We start from the raw sequence: 12,792 nt of genomic DNA on the forward strand, positions 1-12,792 counted from the left end.
TTGACTATTGATCTAACTAGACAGAGGTGGGTCAGTCCGATGACTCGCTTGATGCTCTAGCCGCCCCAGGGTGTGTTCAATCAAGTGGGTTAATTTCTCCGCAGCCCCGTCAACAGCTTGGTCTAGGGTTGCTGCCTGATGGGTTACCGCGAGGGCTTGGTATCCTGCGATGTGGGCTTCAATCATGCAGCGCATACTGTCATTGCCGTCCTCCTGCTCGCTGTTCTGATTACTTAGGTGAACATCAACGTTAGTGAGGCGAGTGCTGAATCGGCTCAGACTCTCTTCCACTACACTACTAACCTCAGTAGCCAGTGCTTCGTGACCTTTAATGTTATGACCGGTATTGATTTGGACTTGCATGGTAGTTTCCTCTTGTAATTGTGATGGGGATAAAAGTAAGGGGAGTTTATGAATTGCTCCTACGATAAAAAATTAAGAGTGTTAGTTTGTTTTCCGTAAATGGGGATGGGAAAACCATTGATGCAACTTCCTTAAACCGGAGGTAATATAAACTGGCTGGTCGTAGTTAAAAACACTGTAGGTTCTTTGTTTGATCCAGTCCGCAACCAAAAACCAGATGAAGGCATAACCCCAAACAATTCCTGCTAAACCCCAGCCCAGTGGGGCCATAAAAAATCCATAAACGGCAATTAGGGTTGCCACCCCTTGAGTTCCAAGTACAGCAATTAATAAAATTGGTGCTGGGGTAATTGACCAGAAAGGGCCTTTGGTACGGGTTACAAAGATAGTTAGATGGCCGGCGATCGAGAGTTTTAGATAGATCAATGTCTGCAATGTATCGCGATCAAGTTGGAAAGTCCGTTCTCCGAGGTACAACATGCCAAAGGAACTTGCTAGACCGGTCAGTCCTAAAACCGTTGCTAACCCCAGAGCCACTGGCATATTCGATCTTTCAGGACGCTTGGCGGGACGGGTGTGATCGTAGGCGATGGAGATAATTGCACCATCGTTTAACAGGGCGAGCAACACAATCATGATCGCGGTGACGGGATAGAAGTTATAGACCAGAATCGAAAGGGTCATAAACAACAAAATCCGAATCGTTTCCGTAATTCGATAAATTGCGTAGTTATTCATGCGCTGAAAGATACGGCGACTTTCCTGAATGGCTTCCACAATGACACCGAGTCCGGGGGTGAGTAGCACAATATCCGCCGCCGCACGGGCAGCATCAGTAGCCCCTGACACCGCAATGCCTGCATCGGCTTTTTTCAGGGCTGGAGCATCATTCACCCCATCCCCCGCCATACCGACCAAATGTCCCCTCTGTTGCAGCACATCGACAATGTGATATTTGTGTTCGGGAAAGACTTGGGCAAACCCTGCGGCCGCCTCGATCGCCTCGTTAGTTTGTCCAATTTGGTGCAATGGCACTTTTCCCAAAAGACTAGCATCGAGAATATCGCCCTTGAGTCCGAGTTGATGGGCGGTTTCACTGGCGATCGGCCCCCAAAAATGCGATAAAAACTGCATGACGGGACTAGTGTTCTCCTCCGTCAGTTCATTTTCCCCATCCCGCAATTGGCGATCGCCTGCCTCTTTCTGACTTAATCCCTGAAGTGAAGTGTTTAATTGTTGTTGAAATTCTTCAAGGGATAAATGGGAAAGAGTCTCCGGATCGGCAAATACAGTCATGGTGGGATGTCTCCTGATATCTAGCAATCACCGAAAAATAAATCAGATCGTGATTCATTCAGTAATTGGGACTATCTATTGCGCTGCATTAATAATTTGAATAGTCATTTCCTCAACCTCTTTGGCAATTGCAGATAGGGCTGGATTCTGAGACAACGCCGCCAACATTTTTTCTGGTTTAATCATCCCAATCTTGGTAACATTTTTTTCTGTAAACACTGAGATTCGACAGGGTAGAGCCATACTTAGGCACATATCAATGGCAAGAACCTTGGCCGCTTGCACTGGATTACAGACTTCAAAAATTTTGCACTCTTCCGCAAATTCAATCCCTTTACTCCGCAGTGTAGCTCCCAAATCATGAATGTGTAATACTCCATAGCCATGACTCACCACCACTGATTCCAAGTCTTTAACCGCTAGGTCAAATAACTTATCAGTTTCAACTATGTAATACATGAAATTGTCCTTTGATATTGACGATTTGAGCTTATCGATTAATGGATTACTAGTCCGCAAAAAAATCTCTAACCTTCGCCACAATTTGAGGATTTGTCATACTGTCAGATGTTTCCATCCCGATAACCTTAGCACCAAGATTATTTGCTTCAAGACATTGTTTCAGCTCATTTTTAGCGCTACTTGGTCCAAAGATAAAAATAGATTCCGCATTACGAATATAGTCAATTAATTCATCATAATAAGTGTTAAAGTCTTGGGTCAAAGTATTCTGCTGACTATCATCGGCAGGGACTTGAAGTGCTTCATAAGATCCCTTCATGGGTGAATCACCAGAACGCCGAGGCTGTGTTTCTACGTCTGATAGAATTTCTTTAATCTTTTCTTCTGTTTCCGCAATCGATACAATTACAGCTTTTTTGTGATCGATCCATAGCCCTAATTGATTACTCATAGCGATCACCTAAATTGATTACAATTCTATTGCAAGTTTTATCTGAACATACTTGTTTTGTCACTTACGATTAGTATGACAGTATGATGTTTGAAATAATATATATGCAATGTATGAGTTGGATGATTTGTATGAGAACGCCTTGAAACGTTACAAACTTGCGCCTATATTTATCCCATCGACCAGTGAGATCGACTGCCAAAGCACTGTCTGTTTAGGGAGTGAAAGTTAGAATGGTTATGCAGTATAAGATTAAAAAAATAGGCTGTGTGTATTGTGAGAGTGAACGGATAGTGAAGAATGGAAGAAAGAAGCTGAAGGTAGAACAGATAGTGTAAGAGTATTCCTGTAATGAATGCGGTCTTCGCTTCAACGAGCGTAGTGGTGCCCCCATGGCACGATTGAGAACGCCAATGGAGAAAGCTTAGGAATCAAAGATAGGAGGTTGTATGAGGAGGGAGTCAAGACCGTTCGGGAATAGGGCAGGTTGGTGCGGTGGTTTACCGATAGTGAAAGACGATATGGCAAGGAATGATGGAAACTGGCAAGTGTTTATTTTCCCCTTAAGATGACTACAGAATGGAAGTCTGGAGAAAAATACCACTCCGGCTATGGCCATGGGGTTTATTCAGCGCTCTGCAGAAATCCTGACTTCTAGAGGCTTTCCCCAATTCACTTCTTAAGCTGACAGCGCCCAAAATCACAACCTCCCGATAACGATTCGCCATGACAGACGCAATTAATGAGATTAACCAAGCATCAGAATTGGCTTTAAGTAATGGCGATCGGCTATTACAAGTTAGCTTAATTATGATCGCGGGAGGTGTTAGTTGCTTCGGAGGAATAATAATAATTCCCACACTAAGATTCTTTTTCAGTTGGTTCATTCCGCAATCCTTAACGGAAACTTATCTGCGAGTGATAATTGCATCTAAATCTATTCTTCTGATTTTAATTACGCTGTTTGCAATGGAAATGATGCTGTTGCTAATCCCGAACACAGAATGGCTTAATTTAATTGAATTTTGTTTCAGTATAGGCATCACAGTGCTCAGTGGCTGGTTTTTGTCAAAACTATTTAGAGATTTTTTTGACGCCAAAATTTTAGGGATAACTTTTGCTTCTAATCCCAAAGTGAGAGGGGAATCAATTTTCCTACTCCGCTATTTGGGCGATTTTGCGATCGCCGTCACCTTAATTATCTTCTTTTGCATCAGCCATAATATCAATGTCGCTGGCATTGTTGCTAGTTTAGGCATTGGAGGGATCGCCATTGCCTTTGCCGCTCAAAAGACATTAGAACAATTTTTAGGGGGAATTGTGTTAACCCTAGATCGCCCATTTATGGTTGGTGACTATATCGGTTTATCCGATGGACAGCAGGGTAAACAAGGCACATTTGGAAGAGTTGAGAGTATTGGTTTGAGATCAACTAAAATCCGCATTTCCGGCAAAGGTACACTCACAGTTATTCCCAATAATTCCCTCACCCAAGCTACCATTGAAAATTTTTCTGGTGCGAGGAAAATCATGTCAGTAATGACGATTACCTTTCCAGAAAAGGTGTCAGTTGATGAGCAAGCATTAATTCGCCAAATCGTTATGGACAGCACAGTGGATATTTTTGGCTTAGACTGGCGTAGTACTGAGGTTGCGTTTGGAGATAATTATGCCCAAATTTCCTTTTTTATTTTAGGGTCTAATGAATTGTCAATGGATTTGCGAAAACAATTGCTAGATCTTGCGAGGCAACAAATTACTAAGCAACTAACACAACAGAATATTTCTTTTACTCTTAATGAGCCAACAATTTATGTGGATTCTCCAATTTCTATTTAGATACTTAAACAAAAATTTAAATAGAGGTTATTTACAAATTTTAAAAGCTATAGTTACATGGCTTAGCCTTTATTTAACTAGAATTACTAAGTCAGTAATTAAGCAATTAACTCGACCAATTATTTTATTCTTTATTAGTTCGTTAGTTTTTTTCACTCCCCTAAGTTTTGCCCAAAATTCACCTTCCAGTCCTGCCCCAAATTTTAGCAATGGCTTTGTGTCCACTAGTGAGCCCGTCGTTGTGGATGGCATTCCCCTCTTTGATTTACAAGCAGTAGATCGTTTTACTGCCAAGGATAGAGCTGACTTTGCCAATAAGATGATCAGCGAAGCTATTGCTAACTCTCAAAATATTAATTTTGATGTCAATAATGATCCCAACACTGGAGTTACTTATATTTCTCTAAATGATCAATATCTGCTCACGGTAACGGCCAATGACGTATTACCCAATTTTTCACCGTTAGAACAAGCTACTCAATGGCAGAAAATTTTAAGGACGGCCACTGCCAAAGCAAAAAAAGAGCGAACTCGTCAATATCTTTGGCAACGAAGTGTTTGGATTATGATGGCGATCGCCGCATTGATTGGCTTGCAAATTTTGCTGGGTATTTTAACTCAAAAATTTAAGCTAAAAACTGGCATTGTCAGCAAGATTGGCTTCACTTTGGGCTGGATTGCCATTCTAAGTATTAGTTCTGAATGGTTCCCCTTTTTACGAAGTTGGCGTTATCATATTATTTCTCCATTTTTTCAACCCCAGTGGTTAATATTTTTCGGTGCTTTAATTGGCTCTTTTGTAATTAGTCGTTATGCCACAGATTTAGTGAAATTAGCTTTAGGAAAAATAGCACCTCAATCCGTTGAAAAAATTTATAGTGATATTATTTATCCAAGTGATCGCCTATTAAAATTCGTAGTTCTTAACCTTGCCGTTAGTTGGTCTTTAATTTTATTAGAGTCCTTCGCTCCGATTGCCTATAATCTGCTTAAGCCAATTTCTAATCTACTTTTAATTGGCAGTATATATTGGATATCCACAAAACTTATTAGCCGATATTTACGCACTTATGGTTTTAAGATAGGGGGAAGATTTAGCCCCGGCAGTGACGATGCAATTCTTGTCTTTGAAACTATCATTAATGTTTTTGCTTTTATTGTCGCCTTGGTGGCCTTTGCTAGAAGTCTCAATTTTGACTTAATTGGTTTAGTTGCAAGTTTGGGATTAGTTGGTTTAGCCGTTGCTTTTGCGGCACAAAAGATTCTTGAACAATTGATTGCAACCTTAGTCCTTTATCTGGATCGTCCCTTCGTTACTGGGGACTACGTCCGTTTATCAGGAGGAGAACTAGGAAAAGTAGAAAGTATTGGTTTACGATCAACTAAAATTCGTTCTCTCGGTACTGGCACAATTATTGTGATGCCCAATTCTATTTTAGTAAGTGTAGAAATTGAAAATGTGACCCTTGCCAAGAAAATTATGGTTTTACTTTATATGAATTTTCCGGCAGTTTTGGAGGAACGAAAATTCGCTCTAGTACGACAAGCAATCATCGAAAAAACCTCGATCTTGTCAGGAATTGATGCAAATAGCACCAATATTTCCTATTCTGATGGCACAGGTAAAAGATTGCGGGTTAGTTTGACAATTCTTGGTTCTCAAGATGATGTAATCGAAGTGCGTAAACGCTTATTGACTCTGGCAAGTGTAGAAATTGCCAACTCCCTTTCTAGGCAAGGCATTGTCTTTACGATGGAAGACCCGACAATCTATTTCCAGTCACCCATTACAATTTAACCAGGGCACTGTCTGTTTAGGGAATTTACTGTGAGGCATCGGAGGACAGCCTACCATCAGCAACAAAACCACTATGCCAAATAACTAGAGAGATTGTAGGCAAAGTTATCTGGTCTAATTATTTGATTGTTGCCAATGGTTTGCTTGGTATCAGTAAACTGATTAATGAGTAGATTAGATGTTTACCATGCACAGCTAAAATTGACTTTCTTATAAAAAATTTTGATAATTCATTTTCATCGATAAAGGTCTTTATGCAGATTTAAGCCCACTAAATATTTTCGCTTTCAGCAAACCAGCAAAAATGGCACTGGTCAGGAACATGACAACGGAATAAATTGCCGCAGGAATGGCCATAATCGGAGCATTTAAAAGGGTTGTAGCAATGGCGATCGCCAAAGTACCGTTCTGAATACCTACTTCAACGGTGATGGACTTTCTTTCCGCAAGGCCAAGTCCCGCCAAAAGGGCAATGCCATAGCCTAGAACCATGGTGAGGAGATTCAGGGTTATGGTTACTCCCCCTACCTGGAGGAAAAAGTCTGCTAAATTTGCCCTTTCTTTGACCAGAATAGCGACAATAATAATGCCAAGAAAAAAGAGGGAAAGCCATTTGACATTTTTCTCCACTACCATGGCTAACTTGGGTAAAAGGTGGTGACAAACCATGCCTAAACTAACGGGAATAATGGTAATTACGGCAATTTGCAGAACAGTTTTGAGAAAAGGAAGTTGGAGGGCAAATTGTTCCCCCATAAAATAATTAGCAGCGAGATTAACTATCAGGGGAATAGTAATGATGGTAATTAAACTACTGATGGCAGTTAGAGTAATGGAAAGAGCCACATTGCCTTTGAGTAAATAGGTAATTACATTGGAAGTGGAGCCACCGGGGCAGGCGACCAAAATCATTACTCCTACTGCTAACTCTGGGGACAAAGAAAATAAAGATGCCAGCCCGAATCCCACCATGGGCAACATTAGTAATTGGGCGATTAAACCAATTACAACTGCTTTGGGTTCTAGCCAAATGCGATTGAAGTCTTTAATGGCAAGACCAAGCCCCATGCCAAACATAATCAAAAAAAGGGCTAGGGGCAGAAAAATGTTTGTTAAAAAATTGGACTCCATGAAAGTAAAGGGAGAGTGTTAATATGAAGTTAATAATATTGGGCAACTTGCTTGTTAGACTGAAGAAGTAAATCTACTTCTTTTTGTTCCTACAAAATAAAAGTAAGGTAAGAATTTAACTAATAGAAAGAAGAGATTCTATGGTCACAACCAATCAAGATCTGGCTGTGGCGATGACGGTAGCTAGGGCTTGGGTCAATTTTTGATTATCCGCCACGGTCCGTACTGCGACCCGAAAAAAATCCTGGACTAATTCTGGAAAACTAAGGCAATCTCGGATTAAAATTTGGCATTTAATTAATAGTTCTTGTTGAAGTTCCGGCGCTGGAATGGCCGTTTTTACGAGCAAAAAATTGGCTTGGCTTGCCAGGGGCAACAATCCCGGTAAACTAGCTAAATCTTTCTGCAATGCGGTACGGGCAGGGGGTAACCATTGCCATACCTGTTGACGGAATTCTTCCGCTTCCAAACAGGTGATCGCCGCCGCTTCGGCTAAAACATTCACCGGCCAGGGATCTCGCCAAGCCTGCCATTGCGAGAGTATGTCGGGATGGCCCAGGGCATAACCTAAGCGCAATCCAGGTAAACGGTAAAACTTGGTCAGGGAACGGAGAATAATTAAATTGGGATGCTCCTCCAGGTGGGATACTAAACTTTGCTCTTCCCCCGGGGGCAGAAAATCCATAAAGGCTTCGTCCAATAACACCCATTGATAGTGGGGTAGGAGAGCGAGAATTTCTTCCCTAGGCAGCAGAGTACCGGAGGGATTATGGGGATTATTAAGAATTAGACCCCGTTTTTGGGGCTGGATGGTGATGCTATCAGTAATTTCAGATAGTGATCGCAATTTTTGCCAGGGCCAGGGCTGATTTACTTGCCAGGTTATGGTTTTAAGTTTGGCTCCAGCCCCTCGCCAACTTCGGCCGTAGTCCCCAAAGGCTGGGCCTACCACATAGGTACAGTCCAAACCAGCAAAGGTACGCCCCGCTAAAGTTAGTAATTCCGCCGAACCATTGCCCGGCAAAATCCAATCCACGGGTAAATGGTGGTAATCGGCGATCGCCTGACGAAGACGAACATATTGGGGGTCGGGATAGTGGTGCAGGGCCGGCAAAGCTGACTCAATGGCGGCCAGGACGGCAGCAGGAGGGCCCAAAGGATTAATACTGGCGGAAAAATCTAATAAAGAAAAAGCTGGACAGCCTGCCATCTCCGCTGCCCAACCCAAATTACCACCGTGGTGGGGTCGCTCAAACAAAGGTCAGTGGCAATTATTTTTTCTCAGGAGCAACTTTATCTTTGAACATTTTGCCTGCAGAGAAAGCCGGCACCTTAGTGGCTGGAATGAGCATTTTATCCCCGGTTTTGGGGTTGCGGCCCTCCCGTTCCTTGCGTTCCCTGGCTTCAAAGGAACCAAAGCCCACTAGGGTCACTTTTTCTCCTTCGGCCACCACCTCCATGATGCAATCAATGGCGGCTGAGATCACCGCATCTACCTCCTTTTTCGTGATGCTTTCCCCCAGTTGTTCTTTCGCTTTGTCCGTGACCGCATGGACTAATTCGCCTTTATTCATCTGAAAAAATCTCCTTGAGAGTGAGTTTGTTGGAATAGACTCATTTTTTAGGCCTTTTCTCCCCATAACAGGGTCATCGGGAGGATCCACAGCCCGGATCTAGACAGAAATTTGGCATTAAAAATCCCTGAAATCCCCGCATACCGGCTGTTTCACTGCCTTATTCTATGCACAAAGTGTGGAAGTAGGATCACTTTTCCCCACGAATTTTTGCAGTTTTGCGGGATTTTGTCACAATCCTTTACGAAAACTGGAATTTTACTGCGCTCAGTTTACCAGGAATTAGAAGTTAGCCTAACTCGAAGGATGTGACTCCGTAAATTTTGTCTAGGGCGATGGGGGGAGCTTGCCCAGTGTACATTCGAGCAGTTTCAAAAACTATCTGCAAACCATATTTCTCCGCTAAGGCGATCGCCGCTTGGTTGGGTTCTGGCACATCTAGGTAAATGGTATTTTCCGCTGCAGGAATTGCTTTTAGAGCTAAAAAGAGCGCTTCCGCCACCTCTGGAGTATCAGCAAACAGGGGGCCAATTTTGTCCCCCACCCGGCAGGGGCGTAGAACGCCATAACCCCGCAAAATCCCATCTTCTTGATAGGCGATCGCCTGGTGCCCCGGTTGATGACACCACGTTCTTAGAAATTCTTCCCTGGGAGCAGGAAAACATTGACGGTCATAGGTCAACACGTCTTCCCAGGCAATGGCATTCAAGGGGACTATATGGGGCGATGGGATAGAAGGGGCCCCCGTAAAACCTTGGTAACGAATATTACGGTAAGCCAGATTAAAGCCGGATTTTTGATAATTCCCCTGCTGGGCCAGCACCCCGTCTAAGCCAATATTACAACCCCCTAAATGGGCTAAAGCCCTTTGCCAAATTTGCCAACCGTAGCCCTGACCCCGATACTCCGGTTTGACGATGTAAAAGCCTAAAAAACCAAATTCTTCGTTGTATTTAACCGCCGAAATGGTCGCAATGGGGTCCCCGGCTAGTAAACCAAGCAAAAATCCCTGGCGATCGCCTTGGTAAAAACAGTCGGCATCCTGGTGACCGGGATTCCAGCCTTCTGCAGCCGCCCAGTCCACCGCCAAGGCCACCTCGGATGGACCCATGGTTTTTATTAAATATTTTTGCTCAGACATAACATTTAGCAGCGATGAACTTCAACGTTTGTTGACTTAGTAAAGGCAATTGTAATTAATGCTAAAACCGCCCCAATGCTAGCATTAACCTTGGATTGTCATAGATTTGAGTCAATCAAAAACCCCGAATTTTAACAATCGTTAATCTACTCACCCTGGGAGAAACTGCGGATGGTATCGATCGCCGAACGGACAAAATTAGACCTGCCCCCCATTGCTGGCCAAGAAGCGGAAATCTTAGCGGTGGTGAATGAAAATAAACCGGTGTTTTTGCACCAAACGAATTTGCGTCTAGAAGATTTGCAGTCTGCCTGTGCTTGTGCGCTACATATGCACCAACCCACCATTCCCGCTGGACAAGACGGGGCGTTGATTTCCAACCTGCAATACATGTTTGAACATCCTGGGGAAGGAGATAACCATAACGCCGATCCCTTTGCGTGGTGCTACCGTCGGCTAGGAGAAATTATTCCCCGACTCGTGGCGGAAGGTGCCAATCCCCGCATCATGTTGGACTACTCCGGCAACCTGCTCTGGGCGTTTCAGCAAATGGGGCGCCACGATATTTTGGATAACCTTAAGCGGCTGGCCTGTGATGCCCAATATCAACCCTACGTGGAATGGCTGGGCACCATGTGGAGCCATGCGGTGGCCCCTTCCACCCCCATCCCAGATTTGAAATTACACATATTGGCGTGGCAACAGCATTTTGCTGATATTTTTGGTGCCGAAGCTCTGCAGCGGGTGAAGGGTTTTTCTCCACCGGAAATGCACTTACCCAACCATCCCGACACCTTATTTGAATACGTTAAGGCCTTGAAAGAATGTGGTTACCGTTGGTTAATGGTGCAGGAACATTCCGTGGAAAACCTCGATGGTAGTGGGCTTTCCGGTGACCAAAAATATATCCCCAATCGTTTGGTGGCCCGTAATTCCAAGGGAGACGAGGTCAGCATTGTGGCCCTCATTAAAACCCAGGGGTCTGACACCAAATTGGTAGCCCAAATGCAGCCCTATTACGAGGCTTTAGGCCGGGGCAAACAACCCGTAGGTAGCCATCAAATTCCCGCCTGTGTGACCCAGATTGCGGACGGAGAAAATGGCGGCGTCATGATGAACGAATTTCCCCCCGCCTACGAACAAGCCACTCGCAAAATGGCAGAAAATGGGGGCAAGGCCAGCACGGTGGCCATTAACGGTACGGAATATTTGGAACTGTTGGCAGTGGCTGGGGTGCAGGAGTCTGAATTCCCCGCCATTCAAGCCATTCAGCAACACAAAATTTGGCAACGGGTTAACCCAGAGGAAGCTACTCCAGAAAAAGTGGAAGCGGCGATCGCCGATCTGAAGGCCACCGACCACCAATTCACCATGGATGGAGCCTCCTGGACCAATGATCTCAGTTGGGTGCAGGGCTACGAAAATGTGTTGGAGCCGATGAATCAACTCAGTGCCAAATTCCACCAAAAATTTGACCGTTTAGTGGCGGAAGATCCCAGCGTCACCCAACGGGAAGATTATCAAAATGCCCTACTTTACCTATTGTTAGTGGAAACCAGTTGCTTCCGCTATTGGGGCCAAGGCACCTGGACGGATTACGCCCGGGAATTGTACCGTCGGGGGGAAGCTGCCCTAGCGTAACTTTTGCCCATAGTGGAGAGTTATCTATCAAGCCAGCTCAAGGTACATTTCCCATCAGGAAAAATCTAACTGGCTTTAGCTCTCCGTTAAGTTGTTAGCTCTATTGCCTGCCATGGCCGATCGCCAATCGTTGGAAGATGCCCTCCGTCGCATTTGGGGCTATGACCACTTTCGCTATCCCCAAGGGGAAGTCATTGATTGTCTATTGGCCGGGCGGGACTGTCTGGTGGTACTACCCACCGGAGGCGGAAAATCCATTTGTTTTCAACTGCCGGCATTACTGGGGGAAGGGCTAACTTTGGTGGTTTCGCCGTTGGTGGCCCTAATGGAAGACCAGGTGCAAAGTTTACGAAGGCAAAATCTACCCGCCGCCTGTCTCCATAGCCAACTGAGTCGCCCAGAGAAAAAGCAAGTATTGCGCCAGTTGGGCCAACAAACATTAAAACTTCTCTACCTTTCCCCAGAAACATTACTGAGTGAGCCAGTCTGGAATTTGCTCCGCCAACCCCAGATTAAGTTACAGGGTTTAATGCTCGATGAAGCCCATTGTTTAGTGCAGTGGGGAGATAGTTTTCGTCCCGCTTACCGTCGTTTGGGAGCCCTGCGGCAGGGATTAGGCCGAGACAAGGGCCAAATTCCCCTGGCCGCCTTCACCGCCACAGCCGATCGCCAGCAACAGGATTTGATCATAGCGGGATTAAATTTACGATCGCCGCAATGTTTCCAGGTCAGCCCCCATCGTCCCCAACTGCAACTGCAAGTCAAAACGGTGCTGAGTGAATATTGTCGAAGGCAACAACTACGGCGTTTTTTGCTCAAGCATTTGCAGGAAACCGGTTTAGTCTATGTCCGCACCCGCACCATGGCCATCAACTTAGCCCTATGGTTACAGTCACGAGGCTTTGATAGCGAAGCTTACCACGGCGGCTTGGGGGCTCACCAACGACGACAGTTGGAGCAAAAATGGTTAACGGGCAAAATTTCTTCGGTGGTTTGTACAAACGCCTTTGGCCTCGGCATCGACAAGCCCGATACCCGTTGGGTGTTGCACTACCAAGCCCCCCTGATGTTGATGGATTACCTCCAGGAAGTGGGG

The 12,792-nt window shown here is 44.7% G+C and carries 12 protein-coding genes and 1 pseudogene; 5 read left to right on the plus strand and 8 right to left on the minus strand.

Annotation, left to right across the window (positions count from 1 at the left end; all coding sequences use genetic code 11):
• Positions 1–12 precede the first annotated feature (12 nt).
• The 4 genes from IQ217_RS07490 to IQ217_RS07505 all read right to left on the minus strand — a co-directional run bounded on the left by IQ217_RS07490 (position 13) and on the right by IQ217_RS07505 (position 2,572).
• A complete protein-coding gene (locus IQ217_RS07490) occupies positions 13–363 on the minus strand; it encodes an HPF/RaiA family ribosome-associated protein (protein ID WP_190599008.1) in 351 nt (116 codons plus the stop codon).
• 81 nt (positions 364–444) lie between these two features.
• A complete protein-coding gene (locus IQ217_RS07495; RefSeq protein ID WP_194019465.1) occupies positions 445–1,659 on the minus strand; it encodes an HAD-IC family P-type ATPase in 1,215 nt (404 codons plus the stop codon).
• A gap of 75 nt (positions 1,660–1,734) precedes the next feature.
• Entirely contained in the window at positions 1,735–2,118 is a 384-nt protein-coding gene (locus IQ217_RS07500; RefSeq protein WP_194019466.1) for a DUF302 domain-containing protein, read from the minus strand.
• Positions 2,119–2,167: 49 nt separating this feature from the next.
• Entirely contained in the window at positions 2,168–2,572 is a 405-nt protein-coding gene (locus tag IQ217_RS07505; protein WP_194019467.1) for a hypothetical protein, read from the minus strand.
• A gap of 239 nt (positions 2,573–2,811) precedes the next feature.
• Between IQ217_RS07505 and IQ217_RS19475 the strand changes: the two are divergent.
• The 3 genes and pseudogenes from IQ217_RS19475 to IQ217_RS07515 all read left to right on the plus strand — a co-directional run.
• A pseudogene (locus tag IQ217_RS19475) lies at positions 2,812–2,991 on the plus strand (hypothetical protein); the annotation flags it as partial.
• A gap of 307 nt (positions 2,992–3,298) precedes the next feature.
• Complete coding sequence (locus tag IQ217_RS07510; protein WP_194019468.1) at positions 3,299–4,411, plus strand: mechanosensitive ion channel family protein; 1,113 nt, start codon at positions 3,299–3,301, stop codon at positions 4,409–4,411.
• Positions 4,371–6,209, plus strand: coding sequence for a mechanosensitive ion channel family protein (locus IQ217_RS07515; RefSeq protein ID WP_228023945.1), 1,839 nt, complete (start codon positions 4,371–4,373; stop codon positions 6,207–6,209). The genes IQ217_RS07510 and IQ217_RS07515 overlap by 41 nt, the downstream gene beginning before the upstream one ends.
• 252 nt (positions 6,210–6,461) lie before the next feature.
• Here the strand turns inward: IQ217_RS07515 and IQ217_RS07520 are convergent, their stop codons facing one another.
• The 4 genes from IQ217_RS07520 to IQ217_RS07535 form a co-directional block, all read right to left on the minus strand.
• Positions 6,462–7,340, minus strand: a complete 879-nt coding sequence (locus tag IQ217_RS07520; protein WP_194019469.1) for a bile acid:sodium symporter family protein — start codon at positions 7,338–7,340, stop codon at positions 6,462–6,464.
• A gap of 154 nt (positions 7,341–7,494) precedes the next feature.
• Positions 7,495–8,598, minus strand: coding sequence for a threonine-phosphate decarboxylase CobD (gene cobD / locus IQ217_RS07525; RefSeq protein ID WP_194019470.1), 1,104 nt, complete (start codon positions 8,596–8,598; stop codon positions 7,495–7,497).
• Between the two features lie 13 nt (positions 8,599–8,611).
• Entirely contained in the window at positions 8,612–8,914 is a 303-nt protein-coding gene (locus IQ217_RS07530) for an HU family DNA-binding protein (protein WP_014407089.1), read from the minus strand.
• 289 nt (positions 8,915–9,203) lie between these two features.
• The gene (locus IQ217_RS07535; protein ID WP_228023946.1) at positions 9,204–10,025 is read right to left on the minus strand and encodes a GNAT family N-acetyltransferase; all 822 of its coding nucleotides are present in this window, start codon (positions 10,023–10,025) and stop codon (positions 9,204–9,206) included.
• A gap of 201 nt (positions 10,026–10,226) precedes the next feature.
• Here IQ217_RS07535 and IQ217_RS07540 point away from each other — a divergent pair, with 201 nt between their 5' ends.
• Entirely contained in the window at positions 10,227–11,696 is a 1,470-nt protein-coding gene (locus tag IQ217_RS07540; RefSeq protein ID WP_194019472.1) for a polysaccharide deacetylase family protein, read from the plus strand.
• A gap of 112 nt (positions 11,697–11,808) precedes the next feature.
• Positions 11,809–12,792: RecQ family ATP-dependent DNA helicase (locus IQ217_RS07545; protein ID WP_194019473.1), on the plus strand; the 984-nt coding region annotated here is incomplete at its 3' end.

Origin of the sequence: Synechocystis salina LEGE 00031 (genome assembly GCF_015207985.1) — a bacterium.
Classification (GTDB): domain Bacteria; phylum Cyanobacteriota; class Cyanobacteriia; order Cyanobacteriales; family Microcystaceae; genus Synechocystis; species Synechocystis salina.

What these genes read in the sequence shown, in the direction of transcription:
- IQ217_RS07530 (WP_014407089.1), bottom strand. Translation starts at nt 8,914, where the DNA reads ATGAATAAAGGCGAATTAGTCCATGCGGTCACGGACAAAGCGAAAGAA.
- IQ217_RS07515 (WP_228023945.1), top strand. Translation starts at nt 4,371, where the DNA reads ATGAGCCAACAATTTATGTGGATTCTCCAATTTCTATTTAGATACTTA.
- IQ217_RS07505 (WP_194019467.1), bottom strand. Translation starts at nt 2,572, where the DNA reads ATGAGTAATCAATTAGGGCTATGGATCGATCACAAAAAAGCTGTAATT.
- IQ217_RS07490 (WP_190599008.1), bottom strand. Translation starts at nt 363, where the DNA reads ATGCAAGTCCAAATCAATACCGGTCATAACATTAAAGGTCACGAAGCA.
- IQ217_RS07540 (WP_194019472.1), top strand. Translation starts at nt 10,227, where the DNA reads ATGGTATCGATCGCCGAACGGACAAAATTAGACCTGCCCCCCATTGCT.
- IQ217_RS07495 (WP_194019465.1), bottom strand. Translation starts at nt 1,659, where the DNA reads ATGACTGTATTTGCCGATCCGGAGACTCTTTCCCATTTATCCCTTGAA.
- IQ217_RS07510 (WP_194019468.1), top strand. Translation starts at nt 3,299, where the DNA reads ATGACAGACGCAATTAATGAGATTAACCAAGCATCAGAATTGGCTTTA.
- IQ217_RS07535 (WP_228023946.1), bottom strand. Translation starts at nt 10,025, where the DNA reads ATGGGTCCATCCGAGGTGGCCTTGGCGGTGGACTGGGCGGCTGCAGAA.
- IQ217_RS07500 (WP_194019466.1), bottom strand. Translation starts at nt 2,118, where the DNA reads ATGTATTACATAGTTGAAACTGATAAGTTATTTGACCTAGCGGTTAAA.
- IQ217_RS07520 (WP_194019469.1), bottom strand. Translation starts at nt 7,340, where the DNA reads ATGGAGTCCAATTTTTTAACAAACATTTTTCTGCCCCTAGCCCTTTTT.